Source organism: Pseudomonas sp. MWU12-2319 (genome assembly GCF_023242525.1).
Lineage (GTDB): Bacteria > Pseudomonadota > Gammaproteobacteria > Pseudomonadales > Pseudomonadaceae > Aquipseudomonas > Aquipseudomonas gingeri_D.
On the sequence record NZ_JALJES010000005.1, the window covers coordinates 210,602 to 226,230 of the forward strand.

At 59.1% G+C, this 15,629-nt stretch carries 16 protein-coding genes; 7 read left to right on the forward strand and 9 right to left on the reverse strand.

What is annotated here, in order from left to right; genetic code table 11:
• Nucleotides 1–58: 58 nt before the first annotated feature.
• The 6 genes from ruvC to M5C01_RS10675 all read right to left on the reverse strand — a co-directional run bounded on the left by ruvC (nt 59) and on the right by M5C01_RS10675 (nt 4,782).
• Nucleotides 59–583, reverse strand: a complete 525-nt coding sequence (gene ruvC / locus M5C01_RS10650; protein WP_152738165.1) for a crossover junction endodeoxyribonuclease RuvC — start codon at nt 581–583, stop codon at nt 59–61.
• Nucleotides 584–599: 16 nt separating this feature from the next.
• A complete protein-coding gene (locus M5C01_RS10655; protein ID WP_100938826.1) occupies nt 600–1,346 on the reverse strand; it encodes a YebC/PmpR family DNA-binding transcriptional regulator in 747 nt (248 codons plus the stop codon).
• A 127-nt stretch (nt 1,347–1,473) separates the two neighbouring features.
• A complete protein-coding gene (aspS, locus tag M5C01_RS10660; protein WP_103499438.1) occupies nt 1,474–3,249 on the reverse strand; it encodes an aspartate--tRNA ligase in 1,776 nt (591 codons plus the stop codon).
• 83 nt (nt 3,250–3,332) lie between these two features.
• The gene (locus M5C01_RS10665; protein WP_100938824.1) at nt 3,333–3,554 is read right to left on the reverse strand and encodes a zinc ribbon domain-containing protein; all 222 of its coding nucleotides are present in this window, start codon (nt 3,552–3,554) and stop codon (nt 3,333–3,335) included.
• A 166-nt stretch (nt 3,555–3,720) separates the two neighbouring features.
• Nucleotides 3,721–4,059, reverse strand: a complete 339-nt coding sequence (locus tag M5C01_RS10670) for a ribbon-helix-helix domain-containing protein (RefSeq protein WP_100939203.1) — start codon at nt 4,057–4,059, stop codon at nt 3,721–3,723.
• A gap of 252 nt (nt 4,060–4,311) precedes the next feature.
• The gene (locus tag M5C01_RS10675) at nt 4,312–4,782 is read right to left on the reverse strand and encodes a Dps family protein (protein WP_100938823.1); all 471 of its coding nucleotides are present in this window, start codon (nt 4,780–4,782) and stop codon (nt 4,312–4,314) included.
• A gap of 368 nt (nt 4,783–5,150) precedes the next feature.
• On the opposite strand from M5C01_RS10675, the gene M5C01_RS32880 reads away from it, so the two are divergent.
• A complete protein-coding gene (locus M5C01_RS32880; protein ID WP_152738162.1) occupies nt 5,151–5,756 on the forward strand; it encodes a cold-shock protein in 606 nt (201 codons plus the stop codon).
• 64 nt (nt 5,757–5,820) lie between these two features.
• Here the strand turns inward: M5C01_RS32880 and M5C01_RS10685 are convergent, their stop codons facing one another.
• Both M5C01_RS10685 and M5C01_RS10690 read right to left on the reverse strand, forming a co-directional pair.
• Nucleotides 5,821–6,027, reverse strand: a complete 207-nt coding sequence (locus tag M5C01_RS10685) for a SlyX family protein (protein WP_100938821.1) — start codon at nt 6,025–6,027, stop codon at nt 5,821–5,823.
• Nucleotides 6,024–6,455 (reverse strand): HIT domain-containing protein, encoded by a 432-nt coding sequence (locus tag M5C01_RS10690; RefSeq protein ID WP_178129808.1) that lies wholly within the window; start codon nt 6,453–6,455, stop codon nt 6,024–6,026. Before M5C01_RS10690 ends, M5C01_RS10685 begins: the two co-directional genes overlap by 4 nt.
• Before the next feature lie 960 nt (nt 6,456–7,415).
• Here M5C01_RS10690 and M5C01_RS10695 point away from each other — a divergent pair.
• The 6 genes from M5C01_RS10695 to M5C01_RS10720 all read left to right on the forward strand — a co-directional run bounded on the left by M5C01_RS10695 (nt 7,416) and on the right by M5C01_RS10720 (nt 14,630).
• Nucleotides 7,416–8,762, forward strand: a complete 1,347-nt coding sequence (locus M5C01_RS10695; RefSeq protein WP_152738159.1) for an OprD family porin — start codon at nt 7,416–7,418, stop codon at nt 8,760–8,762.
• A gap of 648 nt (nt 8,763–9,410) precedes the next feature.
• On the forward strand, nt 9,411–10,517 hold the full coding sequence (locus tag M5C01_RS10700) for an ABC transporter substrate-binding protein (protein ID WP_103496679.1): 1,107 nt from the start codon (nt 9,411–9,413) through the stop codon (nt 10,515–10,517).
• Nucleotides 10,518–10,610: 93 nt separating this feature from the next.
• Complete coding sequence (locus M5C01_RS10705) at nt 10,611–11,507, forward strand: ABC transporter permease subunit (protein WP_218586076.1); 897 nt, start codon at nt 10,611–10,613, stop codon at nt 11,505–11,507.
• Entirely contained in the window at nt 11,504–12,289 is a 786-nt protein-coding gene (locus tag M5C01_RS10710) for an ABC transporter permease (RefSeq protein WP_152738156.1), read from the forward strand. The genes M5C01_RS10705 and M5C01_RS10710 overlap by 4 nt, the downstream gene beginning before the upstream one ends.
• A gap of 74 nt (nt 12,290–12,363) precedes the next feature.
• The gene (locus M5C01_RS10715) at nt 12,364–13,431 is read left to right on the forward strand and encodes an ABC transporter ATP-binding protein (protein ID WP_103496677.1); all 1,068 of its coding nucleotides are present in this window, start codon (nt 12,364–12,366) and stop codon (nt 13,429–13,431) included.
• 2 nt (nt 13,432–13,433) lie between these two features.
• Nucleotides 13,434–14,630: a haloacid dehalogenase-like hydrolase gene (locus tag M5C01_RS10720; protein ID WP_152738153.1), complete on the forward strand. Its 1,197-nt coding sequence runs from the start codon at nt 13,434–13,436 to the stop codon at nt 14,628–14,630.
• A 50-nt stretch (nt 14,631–14,680) separates the two neighbouring features.
• Here M5C01_RS10720 and M5C01_RS10725 read toward each other — a convergent pair whose 3' ends face one another.
• Nucleotides 14,681–15,523: a mechanosensitive ion channel family protein gene (locus M5C01_RS10725; RefSeq protein WP_152738150.1), complete on the reverse strand. Its 843-nt coding sequence runs from the start codon at nt 15,521–15,523 to the stop codon at nt 14,681–14,683.
• Between the last annotated feature and the right edge of the window lie 106 nt (nt 15,524–15,629).

Sequence of the window (15,629 nt, forward strand, 5' to 3'; positions counted from 1 at the left end):
ACTACCTTATCCGGCGTGGCGCTATCGGCAAGCAAAATTGTTTGAGGCGATGATGCTATCAGAGACGCAGGCGACCGCCACGGGAACGTGCCGCACCCAGGCCATGGGGCAAGAGACTGGAGCGGGTATGTGCATGGCACAGGGCAATCGCCAGGGCATCGGAGGCGTCGACTTGCGGTTTGGTGGTGAGCTTGAGCAGGTGCATGACCATCATCATCACCTGTTCCTTGTTGGCGCCGCCGGTACCGGCCACGGCCTGCTTGACCTGGGTCGCGGTGTACTCGGCGATCTCGAGGTTTTCCTCGGCGCCGGCGACGATGGCCGCGCCCCGCGCCTGACCGAGCTTGAGCGCCGAGTCGGCGTTTTTTGCCATGAACACCTTTTCGATGCCCATGGTCACCGGCCCGTAGGTCTGGATCACTTCGCGCACGCTGCGATAGACGATCTGCAAGCGCTCATGCAGTTCGCCACTGCCGGTGCGGATGCAGCCCGAGGCGACGTAAACGCAGCCACGGCCGGTATCGCGCACCACACCATAACCGGTGATGCGCGAACCGGGGTCGATACCAAGAATTAAAGTCATAACGCCTGCGTTTGGGTCAGCCGAGCTGCTCGGCTACCGATTCGGGAATATCGGCATTGGAGTAGACGTTCTGCACGTCGTCCAGGTCCTCGAGCATATCGATCAGCTTGAGGACCTTTTCCGCGCCCTCCAGATCGAGTTCGGCGCTGGTGGTCGGCAACATGACGATTTCCGCATCCGCTGCCTTGAATCCTGCCGCATCCAGGGCGTTACGCACCGTATAGAAGCCGGCAAACGAGGTGAACACGTCCATCGAACCGTCTTCGTGGGTAACCACGTCATCGGCGTCGGCTTCCATCGCCGCTTCCATCAGCGCGTCTTCATCGATGCCTGGGGCGAAGGACAGTTGCCCCTTGCGCTCGAACAGATAGGCCACGGAGCCGTCGGTCCCCAGGTTACCGCCACACTTGCTGAACGCGTGGCGCACGGCTGCCGCGGTACGGTTGCGGTTGTCGGTCATGCATTCAACCATCACCGCCACGCCACCGGGGCCGTAGCCTTCGTAGCTGAGCTCGACCATATCGTCGGTGTCGGCCGCACCAGCACCGCGGGCCACCGCGCGATCGATGATATCGCGGCTCATGTTTGCGCCGAGGGCCTTGTCCAATGCCAGGCGCAGGCGTGGGTTGGAGCCCGGATCACCACCGCCCTGACGAGCGGCAACGGTCAGCTCACGAATCCACTTGGTGAAGATCTTGCCCTTCTTGGCATCCTGACGTTCTTTGCGGTGCTTGATGTTCGCCCACTTGGAATGACCTGCCATAACTCGCTCCGAATTCTCTTTGTGCTCTTTGAAACGTTGCCCGCCCTGCCCGGTGGCAGCGGCCGGCAATAAAAAAGTCTCGACCTTGAAAAAAGGCGCATCCAGTGGATGCGCCCTCGGGTCAGTCTTACTCTGCCTTGGGGGCTTCGCGCAGGCGGATATGCAGCTCGCGCAGTGCCTTGGCGTCCACCAGCCCTGGCGCCTGGGTCATGACACAGGCCGCGCTCTGGGTTTTCGGGAACGCGATCACTTCGCGAATCGACTGGGCGCCGGTCATCAGCATCACCAGGCGGTCAAGGCCGAAGGCCAGGCCACCGTGGGGCGGAGCACCGTATTTCAGCGCGTCGAGCAGGAAGCCGAACTTCTCTTCCTGTTCCGCTTCGCTGATACCCAGCAGACGGAACACCGCCTGTTGCATTTCCTTGCGGTGGATACGGATCGAACCGCCACCCAGCTCGGTGCCGTTCAGAACCATGTCGTAGGCGCGGGACAAAGCGGTGGCCGGGTTGGCCGCCAGTTCTTCCGGCGAGCACTTCGGCGCGGTGAACGGGTGGTGCAAGGCGGTGAAGCTGCCGTCTTCGTTTTCTTCGAACATCGGGAAGTCGACGACCCACATCGGTGCCCACTCGCAGGTGAGCAGTTCGAGGTCATGACCGACCTTGATCCGCAGCGCGCCCAGGGCTTCGCTGACGATCTTGGACTTGTCGGCACCGAAGAAGACGATGTCGCCGTCGACCGCACCGACGCGATCGAGGATCACGTTGAGGTTGGCCTCGGGAATGTTCTTGACGATCGGCGACTGCAGACCTTCAACACCCTTGGCGCGTTCGTTGACCTTGATGTACGCCAGGCCCTTGGCACCGTAGATGCCGACGAACTTGGTGTACTCGTCGATCTTGCTGCGCGGCATGCTCGCCGCGCCCGGGACGCGCAAGGCGGCCACGCGGCATTTCGGGTCGTTGGCCGGGCCGCTGAACACCTTGAACTCAACGTCCTTGAGCTGGTCGGCAACGTCCACCAGTTCCAGCGGGATACGCAGGTCCGGCTTGTCGGAGCCGTAACGGCGCATGGCCTCGTCCCAGGTCATGTGCGGGAACTCACCGAATTCCAGACCCAGCACTTCCTTGAACAGGTTGCGGATCATGCCTTCGGTCAGGCCCATGATGTCTTTTTCATCGAGGAAGCTGGTCTCGATGTCGATCTGGGTGAATTCCGGCTGGCGGTCGGCCCGCAGGTCTTCGTCGCGGAAGCACTTGGCGATCTGGTAGTAACGGTCGAAGCCGGCCACCATCAGCAGTTGCTTGAACAGCTGCGGCGATTGCGGCAGGGCGAAGAAGCTGCCGGCGTGGGTGCGGCTCGGCACGAGGTAGTCACGGGCGCCTTCGGGAGTCGCACGGGTCAGGATCGGCGTCTCGACGTCGAGGAAGCCGTTTTCGTCCAGGTAACGACGGATGCTGGTGGTCATGCGCGAACGCAGACGCAGCTTGTCGAGCATTTCCGGACGACGCAGGTCGATAAAACGATAACGCAGGCGGGTTTCTTCGCCGACGTCGGAGTATTCGTTGAGCGGGAACGGCGGGGTTTCCGCTTCGTTCAGCACTTCCAGCTCGTAACCCAGCACTTCGATGGCACCGGACGCCATGTTGGCGTTGCCGGCACCGGCCGGACGCAGGCGGACCTTGCCGGTGATCTTGACCACGTACTCGCTGCGCACGCGATCGGCGGCGGCGAAAGTGTCGGCGCGATCAGGGTCGAAGACCACCTGGGCCAGACCTTCGCGGTCACGGATATCGAGGAAAATCACCCCGCCATGGTCGCGACGACGGTGGACCCATCCGCAAAGGGTGACTTCCTGGCCTTCCAGGCTCTCGTTCAGTTGGCCGCAATAATGGCTGCGCATCATGGTCGTGGTTCGCTTCTAGTCATTCGATTTCGGTGGAGGTCTTGTCTTGGCAACGCGACAAGCGCCCGCTCGTGTCGCTTATTTCAGTCGGCTTTATCGCCACCTGCCAGGTTTTTCTTGCTGCCGGTCTTGAAATCCGTCTCGTACCAGCCGCTACCGCTGAGGCGGAAGCCTGGCATGGAGAGCATTTTCTTCAATTGCGGTGCCTGGCAGGCCGGGCAGTCGACCAGCGGTGCATCACTGATCTTTTGAATGGCTTCCAGCTGATGACCGCAGGAAGCGCATTGATAGTCGTACATGGGCATGGGGCGTCTCGGCAATCAGATAACGGCAACACTGCTGCCCGAGCCCGGGACGGGCCATGCAGCAAAGAGCGGGATTATATCCGTTAAATCGAGCCTTTGCAGCCGTGGACCGGTCAGCGCCCCAGCCCATGCCGTCTCGCCAATCCACCGAGACGTCCGGGCAAGCCTAGAGGGCCCGGGACAAACCGCCCAACGTCAGCAGATGGACGACACAGACCACGCGAATCAAACCACTGAAATTCTTCACCCCGCCGTAGCGCAGATGAACCTCCATGTCCACATTGGACAGCAAGGCATTGACTGTACATTCATGGGTATTGGCAATATCGGCCAGTACCTTCCAATAAACCTCCTCCAGACGCAAGCAGGTGGCAAAACCATTCAAACGCACCGAACGCGAAACGGGCTTCGCCAATCCAATATCGAAATCCAGCAACAGGGGATCCACCCGGGTCTTGCGCAAACAACCGGAACTCCCCACCTCATGCCCTACCCACTGAACCATTTTCATCGCACTCCGTCGCTGCACACCTTTGAATAAAGGCGCTCCTGGCAAACCTCCTGACATAAAACATTAAGTAAAAAACCCTATCCAGCAGACTGCACCACAGCCTCCGTAGGAAGAGTCCATTAATAAGGAAGAACAACGAAAAGCCTGGGGCCGCGACCAGGCGAAGGCCTGCGCCTTCGCGAAGATGCCGAGCTCGCCGACAGGCAGCGCGAATGAAGCGACGGCTTCATTCGCGCCGGCGCGGGCTCAGCCTTCCAGCAGGGCGCGCAGCATCCAGGCGGTCTTCTCATGCACCTGCATGCGCTGGGTCAACAGGTCGGCGGTCGGTTCGTCACTGACCTTGTCCAGCAACGGAAAGAGGCCCCGCGCCGTGCGGGTGACCGCTTCCTGGCCTTGCACCAGTTGCTTGATCATCTCCTCGGCACTCGGCACCCCTTCTTCTTCCTTGATGGAGGACAGACGGGCGTAGGTGGAATAGGTCCCCGGCGCGGGAAAACCCAGGGCGCGGATACGTTCGGCGATCAGGTCCACGGCCAGGGCCAGTTCGTTGTATTGCTCTTCGAACATCAAATGCAGCGTGCGGAACATCGGCCCGCTGACATTCCAGTGAAAGTTGTGGGTTTTCAGGTACAGCACGTAGGTGTCCGACAACAGACGGGAAAGACCTTCAACAATGGATTTACGGTCTGCTTCGCTGATACCGATATCAATAGCCATATGTATCCCCTTGGTCAGAATGGATCATCGTCTTCGTAGGTGCAGGACCACTCTAGCAAGCGCCCACGACTCGCGCAGCCGCGACGACTGCGACAAATCCGCCACGACGACCACCGGCAGGCGTCTGGCCCGCGGGCTGTGTCGGCGCAGGCCCTGCCCCGCCGCAAGTTCTCCGACAGCGGCCCGGCGCCGAAGTTTGAGAAGGCATGGGCTTTGCTGTTAAATAGAGACTGTGTCGTGGCTGTCGATTCTCTGGCAGCGGCGCATAGGCGGATGCCCACACGTGCCCAACGCCTCACCTTTTTTCCAGAAGCGAACCGTGTGCCACCCGCTCTTCCTTGTGATCCGTCTTGAGTGAGTCAATCAAAATGTTGAAAATCGTCCACCTGCTAACGGGCGCCGTTGCCCTGCTGCTGTCCTTTATCCCCAGCCTGCGATCCGAAGCCCTGCCTTACCTGCAACAACCCGATGCGCTGTACCTGGCATTCTTCGGCTTGCTCAACCTGACCCTCGCGCCAGTCATTCCTTACTGGAACAAGGGCCCACGGCATCAACTGCAAATCCTGGTCAGCATCCTGCTGATCATCGCCGTGGCACTGCAAATCCTCACCCTGCTCGCCCCCCTGACCCTGATCGGCGGCCAACCCGCCGTGCTTCCGAGTCTGCTGGCCGCCGTGCTTGCCGTATTGCTGCACCTGGCGGTGAGTTTCTACAAGAAATCTTCCCCGGCGGCGGCTTCCCACAACTACGACATGAGCAATCGCGATACCGGTACCGTGAAGTGGTTCAACACTTCCAAGGGTTTCGGCTTTATCTCGCGGGATTCCGGCGATGATATTTTCGTGCACTTCCGCGCCATCCGTGGCGAAGGTCACCGCGTCCTGGTCGAAGGCCAGCGCGTGGAGTTCTCGGTGATGAACCGGGACAAGGGCTTGCAAGCCGAGGACGTGATCGCGGCCCTGCCGCGCCGCTGATCGGCCACAAAAAAACGCGAGGCAGCCAGGCTGCCTCGCGTTTTTTTATATCTATCGATTGCTGTCAATAATGCGGCGGCGGTGCTTCCTCCTCAAAGGAATCGAACTGCCCCATCATTTCTTCATGACGCTTGAGCAAAGCGGCCATCTGCAGTTGCAGGCGCTCGACCACCCGTTGCTGCGCCACCAGCACATCATTGAGCGCCTGGATGGTGTCATCCTGAAACGCCTGGCGACTTTCCAGTTCGGTCACGCGATCTTCAAGGTTCATACGCCCACCTGCACAAAACGCGGGTCATGCTGGAACGCCACGCGCAACTGCTCGCGAATCACCATGACCTCCTCCTCGGTATAAGGCCGGGCCGGCTGCTTGCCCCAGACCGGTGCCGGCCAGGCCACATCGTCACGGCGACGAACGATCACATGCATATGTAACTGACTGACCACATTGCCCAGGGCCGCGACATTCATCTTGTCCGCCTTGAAGGTGACCTCGAGCAGCTGCGCCAGCTCCGTGGTCTCCCGCCACAACTGCTGCTGATCGGCGGCCTCCAGCTGGAACACTTCACTGATATCCGCGCGCCGTGGCACCAGGATGAACCAGGGATAGTTCGCATCATTGGACAGCAGCACGCGGCACAGCGGCAGGTCGCCCATCGGCAAGGTGTCTTGTTGAAGGCGCGAATCGAGAACGAACACCGTGAATACTCCTGCGTGACGGATAGGTTTGCACCCGGCAAAAGCCAGGCGACAGGCCGTCAGGATACCCGTGATCGGCCACCGATTCACGGCCCTCGGCCGCGATGGCGGCAAATGGGCGAATACGGGGCACCGCCTGCTCCAGAATGGAACAGTGCGCACTTTTTCAGGACAACAAACACCACAAAATTACACAGCGGCCAGAAAAAAACCCAGCCGGCCATAAAAATGTCACTTTTTTCTGAAATCCTCTGCCTACGTCATGGAGGGTGAGAGCTGACTCCAGGGACAAAAAAGCCGCCTTGCCTGCAGCCAATGTCCGCATCGAAACTGTAAATCGGCTTTTTGCACCAAAACCGCACACTACGACTACTATCAGTGCACGCTTCAGTCACCGACTACCCAGTCGGAGTGTGGACCGGTAACGTTTTTGGCTTTCCATGGATTTTCAAAGGATTAGCAGCACAAGGAAAAGCACTACGTCAAGCGCTGGCGTAAACGCCAACCGCCCTAGGTTCCATAAGGGTTTCAGCGTGATGACGGTGCCAGGTAAATTTTTTCTCACGATTTTTTCACTTTGTGCATGCTTGTTGCATTGGTAAGTGAATAGTCGCGACAGAGGGTCGGCCCGGACGCTGAAGCCCCTGCGACACCGAGACAACGCAGTACAGTGCGCCCATGGAGAATTCAGGGCTTGAACATAGACCATTTGCTTCTATGCTCATGCCGCTGAAAACAGCGCTGAAGTTGTGCAGCCGTTGTACAAAGGCTGTGAATTTGCGACATGGAGCTAGCTTTTTGCGACAGGCTCGTAAAGAAGCCGCAAGGATAGGTGTGCAAGTATCGCCAAGTTTGTCAGCGTGATATAAGTTTGCGCCGACACAAAAAAGAAAGAGCCGCCCAGACAAAAATACAGGTGGGACGGCAGTACTCTTCCTAAAACCAAAGGAGCAAATCACGATGCGCGTGATGAAGTGGAGCATGATCGCCCTGGCTGTTACCGCAGCAGGTTCCCAAGTGGCTATGGCCGACCCGTTCGTAACCCCTCAGTCTGACGCCAAGGGTTTCGTTGAAGGTGCTTCGGCTGGTGTGGTTCTTGAGAACTACTACTTCAACCGGACCAAGCAACCTCTCGGCAAAGCAGACCAGAAAGACTGGAGCCAAGGTGTACTGGGCAAATTCAGCTCTGGCTTTACCCAAGGCACTGTCGGCGTAGGCGTCGATGTCTTTGGTGATGCTGGTTTCAAGCTTGACGGTACCGATGACCATACCGGCACAGGCAACCTGAGCCATGGCAGCGATGGCGTCAATGACAGCTTCGGTAAAGCTGGCGCGGACGTCCGCGTTCGCATCTCCAAGACCCAGCTGACATTCGGCGATTTCACCCCTACCACGGCGCCAGTATTCGCTGTTGGCGGCAGCCGTCTGTTCCAGCAAACCGCTCGCGGTTTCCAACTGCAGAGCAGTGAAGTCAAAGACCTCGATCTGGAAGCCGGTCACTTTTACGGCGGCAGCAGCTCTGACTACACCTCGCTTCAGGGCTCCCTGGGGACTGCCTACACTAACGTTCGTGCGAGCAGCATCGACTACGTGGGTGGCAAGTACCTGATCAATGAAAACCTCACTGCTTCCCTGTACGGTGGCAAGCTCGAGGATGTCTGGAACCAGTACTACACCAACGTCAACTACACCCTGCCACTGACTACCGACCAGAGCCTGAACTTCGACTTCAACCTCTATCGCACTACCGATACTGGTAAAGCACTGGCTGGTGATATCAGCAACACGACTTACTCGCTGGCAGCTGCCTACTCGTTCCTCAAGGCACACACCGTTACCCTGGCCTTCCAGCAGGTACACGGCGACACACCATTCGACTACGTTGGTATCGAACGCGGCAAAAGCGGCGCGGGGATTGGTACCCAAGGTGCCGACTCGATCTTCCTGGCTAACTCGATCCAGTACTCCGACTTTAACGGCCCAGGCGAGAAATCCCTCCAGGCTCGTTACGACCTGAAAATGGCTGAGTACGGCGTTCCAGGCCTGAGCTTCATGGCTCGTTATGTCCACGGTACAGGCATCGACGGTACCCACGCAGATCCTAACGGTGCGTATGCTGGCGCTTACGGCAAAGATGGTCGTCACTTCGAAACCAACTTGGAAGCCAAGTACGTTGTACAGACCGGTCCTCTGAAAGATCTGTCCTTCCGTGCTCGCCAAGCCTGGCACCGTGGCAACGCCGACGATGGCGATATCAACATCAACGAGTTCCGCCTGATCACTTCGTACCCAATCACCATCCTGTAATCGTCTGATTACTTGTTTGATGATGTGACACTCGTTTGAAGAAAGGCCCATCCTGGTGATGGGCCTTTTTTTTGTGCGCTCAATATGGGCGCATATCTTGTAAGTCGTTAAGTTTCGACTGTCCATAACTACCGCGCCTCCTGCCAACTTAACCTTACCGAATCACAAAGGTGGCTTTGCGCTGTGTAGCTTTTATCAAATCACGTGGCCTATACCTGAGCCTGGAGCCAGGCAAGAACTAAAACATCCGTTCAAGTCCACCTGCAAAAAAAGGATTCTAAAAGGAATCCAACAACCTCTGTCTCTGCCTCGAGCAACAGTGAAGTTCTATCTGGAACACCTGTAATCTCGGAGCCTATGCTGGGCGCCGGGTTTCACACCTCTTTCGGCCCATACATTGCCAATTACGACCAATTTGTCGCGAAAAAGTCATAAATCACCACTACGATTGCGCAGGCACAGCGCCGACAGTAGTATGCAATTGAAGCTCTGAAAGTTACCTTTCTTCCCTGTACTGCCGCCCAGGCCAGGTGTCGGCTGATTGTTTACATAATAGATGTCATACCTTGCCATTGCGCCAAGTTGGTTCGCTGTGCCTGATCTTCCGCCGTCAAACTCCCCTCTACCGGATACCGAAAAGGAAGTGATATGCCACGTCAAACATTCAAAGTCCTTGCTCTAACAGCAGCCATCTCCACGGCTCTAGTCTGCGCACAAAATGCATCGGCCGCCTCGGCCGAACTTGTCGCAGCGGCCAAGGCAGAGGGCGAACTGACGGTGATCGCCCTGGCGAACTCCTGGTGCGGATATGGCGACCAGATCAAGAACTTCAAAGCCAAGTATGGCCTCAAGGTCAACGAACTGAACCCTGACGCCGGTTCGGGCGACGAACTCGAAGCCATCAAGGCCAACAAGGACAACAAGGGGCCGCAAGCGCCTGACACCATCGACGTCGGCTTGTCTTTCGGCCCCCAGGCCAAGGCTGCCGGTTTGCTGCAGCCCTACAAGGTCGCCAGCTGGGCGACCATCCCTGACTCGGTGAAAGATCCGGAAGGCTACTGGTATGGCGACTACTACGGCGTGCTGGCTTTTGAAGTCAACACCGACCTGATCAGCTCGATCCCGGCCGACTGGAGCGACCTGCTCAAGGCCGATTACAAGAACTCCGTGGCCTTGGCGGGCGACCCGCGCTCCGCCAACCAGGCCATCCAGGGCATCTATGCGGCCGGTATTGCCGCCGCGGGTGGGGATCCCACCAAGGCCGCCGCTGCCGGCCTGAAGTTCTTCGGCGATCTGAACAAAGCCGGCAATTTTGTGCCGGTGATCGGCAAGGCCGCCTCCCTGGCACAAGGCACCACCCCGATCATCATCCGCTGGGACTACAACGCCCTGGCCGACCGCGATGCACTCAAGGGCAACCCCAATGTGCAAGTGGTCGTGCCCAAGTCGGGCGTGGTCGCGGGCGTGTATGTGCAGGCCATCAGCGCTTATGCCCCGCACCCGAATGCCGCCAAGCTGTGGCTGGAATACCTGTATTCGGACGAAGGCCAGGTGGGCTGGCTGAATGGCTACTGCCACCCGATCCGTTTCAACGACCTGGTGACCAACAACAAGCTGCCCAAGGCCATGCTCGACAAGCTGCCACCCGCGGAAGGCTATGCCAAGGCCGTGTTCCCTACTCTGGACCAGCAGAACTCGAGCAAAGAAGCCATCACCAAGCAGTGGGACACCCTGGTCGGCGCCAGTGTGAAGTAACCGGCCTTCGATGGCTTTTTGTACTGGCATGGCCTTCACCGGCCATGCCAGTCATTTCATGGGCTGGATGGCTGCTTGAAAGGCGGGCTTCACTTGACTGATACCTTGAGTTCTGCAAAACCCGCGACACCGTCCATACCGGGCAGGTCGCTCAATTGGCACTGGCTGGGTGTGCTGCCCTTTCTGGTATTCGCCATCCTGTTTTTGATCTTGCCCACCGGCTATCTGATGATAGGTGCGTTCCAGGACGCATCAGGCCATTTCACCCTGGCCAATATCGCCGGCCTGGCCGACCCGAACGTGGTCAGCGCCTACTGGATCAGCTTTCGCATCAGTGCCGCGTCGGCCCTGGGCGGCGGAATCATCGGCTTCCTGCTGGCCTGGGCGGCCGTCCAGGGCAAACTGCCCGAGTGGATTCGCCCGACCCTCATGACGTTTTCGGGCGTGGCCTCCAACTTCGCCGGCGTGCCGCTGGCCTTCGCGTTCCTGGCCACGCTGGGGCGGGTGGGTCTGGTGACCGCGCTGATGAACAAGTACCTGGGCTTCAACCTCTATTCCACCGGTTTCAACATCCTCAGCTTCACCGGGCTGACACTGACCTATCTGTATTTCCAGATCCCCTTGATGGTGCTGATCGTGTCCCCGGCACTGGAAGGCCTCAGACGCGAGTGGCGCGAAGCCTGCGATTGCCTGGGTGGCACCGCCTACCACTACTGGCGCTATATTGCGTTGCCGGTGCTGTGGCCGAGCATCATGGGCGCCATGCTGCTGCTGTTTGCGAACGCCTTTGGCGCGGTGGCCACCGCCTATGCGCTGACCGGCAGCTCGTTGAACATCGTGCCCATCCTGCTCTATGCGCAGATCCGCGGTGACGTGCTGCACAACCCGAACCTGGGCTACGCCCTGGCGCTGGGTATGGTGGTGATTACCGGGGTATCCAACGCGGGCTATATCTGGCTGCGCAGCAAATCGGAAAAGGGCCGCAAATGAAATCCACCTCTCGCTTGGGTGCCTGGATCGCCATCGGCCTGGGCACCAGTTATTTCCTGATTCCACTGCTGGCCACCTTTGAATTCAGCCTGCGCATGCTGCGCGGCGAATACAGCTTCGAAGCCTACCGGGTGGTGTTTAGCGACCCTCAGTTCCAGGCCACGTTTGGCTATTCGATCCTGATGGCGCTCATCACCATTGTGGTCGGCGTGCTGCTGGTCGTACCTACCGCCTACTGGGTGCAATTGCGTCTGCCCAAACTGCGCCCGCTGGTGGAGTTCATCACCTTGCTGCCCCTGGTAATCCCAGCCATCGTCATCGTATTCGGCTATCTGCGCATCTTCGGCAGCAACTCGTGGATACCGCTGACCGGCAACGAGCGGTCCACCGACTTCCTGCTGGTGTGCAGCTACGTCACCTTGTCGCTGCCCTATATGTACCGCTCGATCGATACCGGCTTGCGCACCATCGATGTGCGCACCCTGACAGAGGCCGCCGAGGCGCTGGGCGCGGGCACTTTCACCATTCTGTTCAAGGTGATCTTCCCGAATCTGCGTTCAGCGATTCTGTCCGGTGCGTTCCTGACTTTTGCCGTGGTGATCGGCGAGTTCACCATGGCCAGCCTGCTGAACCGTCCCGCGTTCGGGCCTTACCTGCAACTGGTGGGCGCCAACAAGGCGTACGAGCCGTCCGCGCTGGCGGTAATGGCCTTCATGATTACCTGGGCCTCCATGGGCTTGATCCAGGTGTTCGGGCGCAATGCCAAGAACGCAAAGCCTTAAGCACATCCCCGGGTGGCATGCGTTCTGGCTACTGAGCCGAGTAGTAACCCCTACATTGACGGAAAAAACATCCCATGGCTTTCCTTGAAATATCCCACCTGAAAAAAGCCTTCGGCGCTCAGACCGCGGTGCATGACTTCACGATGGACATCGCCCGTGGCGAGTTCATCACCTTTCTGGGCCCATCGGGTTGCGGCAAGACCACGATTTTGCGCATGCTGGCCGGGTTCGAGGGCCCCTCGGGTGGCACCATCAAATTCGATGGCAAGGATGTGACCCACACGCCGACCAACCAGCGCAATATCGGCATGGTGTTCCAGTCGTACGCGCTGTTCCCCAACATGACGGTGGCCGAGAACATCGGCTTCGGCCTGAAGGTGGCCAAGATGCCAGCGGAGCAGATCCATGAGCGCGTCACCGAAATGCTCAAGCTTATCGGCCTTGCGGCCCTGGGCGCGCGCTATCCCTCGCAGCTGTCGGGCGGCCAGCAACAGCGCGTGGCCCTGGCCCGCGCGCTCGCCGGCAAGCCCCAGGTGCTGTTGCTGGACGAGCCCTTGTCCGCGCTGGACGCCAAGATCCGCGTGTCGCTGCGCGAAGAGATCCGTGCCGTACAACGCGAACTGGGCATCACCTCGGTCTTCGTGACCCATGACCAGGAAGAAGCCTTGTCGATCTCGGACCGCATCGTTGTACTGAGTGAAGGCCGGGTTGAACAAATCGGCACGCCGAGCGAGGTCTACAACTTTCCGCGCACCCGTTTTGTAGCCTCCTTTGTCGGGACGCTGAATCTGCTGTCCGGCGTGGTGGTGGATGCCGCGACGGGCCAGATCTCCGTGGGCGGTCAGTCTTTGGTGACATCGAACCCTATCGTTGATGCCTTCGTAGGCCAAACCCGCGCGCTGGCGATCCGACCCGAGGCCATTGTGCTGGAGCCGCCGACCCCGGGGCGCAACTCGCTGGCGGCGACGGTGGAAGACGTTGATTTTCTGGGCGCAGTAGTGCGTATCCGGGTACGCATGGATACGGTGGTCATCTCACTCGACGTGTTCAACGATCCACACCGTGCGCTGCCCCAGCGCGGCGAGAACATCACCCTGGGTTTCTCATTCGATAATCTTTTGGTACTGGAAGAAACGGCCTGAGCATGACGACCGACAACTTTGTATTGCCCGCGCAACCCGCGGGCTGGTCTGCGGCCAACCGCCGGGCCATCAACCAACTGCTGCAAACCTGGGGTTGCCGCAGTGCCGACTACAACCCGGCCAAAAGACCCTATGCGGTATTCGACTGGGACAATACCTGCATCATGAACGACACCGAGGAATCGCTGTTGTTGTACCAGGCCGAAAACCTGCTGTTCAAACTGACGCCGAGCGAGTTTGCCGAAGTCCTGTGCCAGGATGTGCCAGGTGGCTGGTTCCATGCCGATTACACCAATCTGGACGGCCAGCGTATCTCGATGGAAGACCTGGCGGCCGACATCAACGACGCCTACCAATGGTTGTACACCCACTGCGCGGTACTGGCTGGCAGCCAGCCCCTGGAGGAAATCCGCGCCAGCGCGCAGTTCCAGAACTTCCGCGCCAAGTTCTACTTTTTATACGGTGCGTTGTGCGATACCTACCCGATGGAAGTGGGTTACAAGTGGATCATTTATTTCTACAAGAACTTCACCACGGCCGAACTGCAGGCGATGGTGTCCGACTCCATTGAACACAACCTGGGCGAGGCATTGCGCCAGGCGCCTATCCACAGCAGCACAGAGATGCCTGGCCGCGCGGGCCGGGTTGCGCCGGTGCACTTCCACGGCATGCGCGTGCATGCCGAAATTGTGGCCTTGATGGCAACTTTGCGGACCAACGGTTTCGATGTCTACATCTCCACGGCATCAATCGACGACGTGGTGCGGGTTTTTGCCTGCGATCCGAAATACGGCTACGGGCTGCCGCCGGAAAATGTCCTCGGCCTGAAGCTGGAAATGGTCGATGGCAAATACACCAATGTGTATAAAAAGGACTGGCACTTCAACTGGGGACCGGGCAAGACCGTCGGTATCCAGAATGTGTTTGTCGCGCAAAAAGGCTATGGCCCGACCCTGGTGTTCGGCGACAGCGATGGCGACGCCTGGATGATGAAGGACTTTGCCGATACACGCCTGGGGGTGATCATCAACCGCCAGCAAAAAGGCCTGATTGGGGAGAACAGCCAGCAGGCGGCCGCCACCCTGGGCCGTTCGGACGCCCGCTTTGTGCTGCAAGGCCGGGACGAGCACACCGGCTGCTTCAACGCCGATGAAAAAACCTTGCGCTACGGCCACACCGAGGCTCGCTTACTCGCCTGAGCTCCGGCTGATTTGATGCCCGGCCCTGCGGCCAGGCATCAAGACCTCGATTACTTCGCCTGCTCCTCCGAAAACATCCGCACAACCTGCTGCGGAAACGGAATATCGATCCCCTTGGCCTTCAGACGGTCGCGCACCTGCTCATTGAACATGAACATGACATCCCAGTAATCCGGGGTATTGACCCACAACCGCAGGGACACCGTAATCGAGTGCGCTCCCAGCGTAGCGACCACCACCACCGGCGCCGGATCGGCCAACACCCGCCCATCCTTCGCCATCTCCAGCAGCACCTCGCGGGCCTCCTGCAGATTCGCCTGGAAGTCCACGCCGACATCGAACACCACCTTGCGGGTGGCCTGACGGTTGATGTTGGTGATGATGCCGTTCGACAGATTGCCGTTGGGCACGATCACCGTCTGGTTGTCACCGGTGCGCAGGATGGTGTGGAAAATCTGGATACTGTCGACCGTCCCGGTAATCCCTTGCGCGGTAATGGTGTCACCGATACGAAACGGCCGGAACAGCAGGATCAACACCCCACCGGCAAAGTTCGCCAGGCTGCCCTGCAAGGCCAAACCGATGGCCAGACCCGCGGCACCGATGGCCGCGACAAAGGAAGTAGTCTCCACACCGATCATCGAGGCCACGCTGACAATCAGCAGCACCTTGAGAATGATGTTCGCCAGGCTGCTGATAAACCCCTGCAACGTCTGGTCGGCATTGCGCAGCGCCAGCAACCGGCCCACACGGTGGGTCAGGTTGTTGATCAACCACCAACCGATGCACAGGGTGACGATGGCCAGCAGCACACGGCTGCCGTATTGCATGATCATCGGGATCCAGGCCTCGGAGGCCTTCACCAGGTGATCCACTTGTGCGTTCAAATCCATTGTTCTCTCCGGTTACCATGCGATGAGCCGGCGAAACGATGCCTGCCGCGCAGGGCGACCCACCGTTTCACCGTGGCTGGGCCCTCCGACGCCGATAACTCCCAGA

Coding starts and splice junctions, on each gene's coding strand:
- ruvC (WP_152738165.1), bottom strand. CDS start 583: ATGACTTTAATTCTTGGTATCGACCCCGGTTCGCGCATCACCGGTTAT.
- M5C01_RS10655 (WP_100938826.1), bottom strand. CDS start 1,346: ATGGCAGGTCATTCCAAGTGGGCGAACATCAAGCACCGCAAAGAACGT.
- aspS (WP_103499438.1), bottom strand. CDS start 3,249: ATGATGCGCAGCCATTATTGCGGCCAACTGAACGAGAGCCTGGAAGGC.
- M5C01_RS10665 (WP_100938824.1), bottom strand. CDS start 3,554: ATGCCCATGTACGACTATCAATGCGCTTCCTGCGGTCATCAGCTGGAA.
- M5C01_RS10670 (WP_100939203.1), bottom strand. CDS start 4,059: ATGGTTCAGTGGGTAGGGCATGAGGTGGGGAGTTCCGGTTGTTTGCGC.
- M5C01_RS10675 (WP_100938823.1), bottom strand. CDS start 4,782: ATGGCTATTGATATCGGTATCAGCGAAGCAGACCGTAAATCCATTGTT.
- M5C01_RS32880 (WP_152738162.1), top strand. CDS start 5,151: ATGTTGAAAATCGTCCACCTGCTAACGGGCGCCGTTGCCCTGCTGCTG.
- M5C01_RS10685 (WP_100938821.1), bottom strand. CDS start 6,027: ATGAACCTTGAAGATCGCGTGACCGAACTGGAAAGTCGCCAGGCGTTT.
- M5C01_RS10695 (WP_152738159.1), top strand. CDS start 7,416: ATGCGCGTGATGAAGTGGAGCATGATCGCCCTGGCTGTTACCGCAGCA.
- M5C01_RS10700 (WP_103496679.1), top strand. CDS start 9,411: ATGCCACGTCAAACATTCAAAGTCCTTGCTCTAACAGCAGCCATCTCC.
- M5C01_RS10710 (WP_152738156.1), top strand. CDS start 11,504: ATGAAATCCACCTCTCGCTTGGGTGCCTGGATCGCCATCGGCCTGGGC.
- M5C01_RS10715 (WP_103496677.1), top strand. CDS start 12,364: ATGGCTTTCCTTGAAATATCCCACCTGAAAAAAGCCTTCGGCGCTCAG.
- M5C01_RS10720 (WP_152738153.1), top strand. CDS start 13,434: ATGACGACCGACAACTTTGTATTGCCCGCGCAACCCGCGGGCTGGTCT.
- M5C01_RS10725 (WP_152738150.1), bottom strand. CDS start 15,523: ATGGATTTGAACGCACAAGTGGATCACCTGGTGAAGGCCTCCGAGGCC.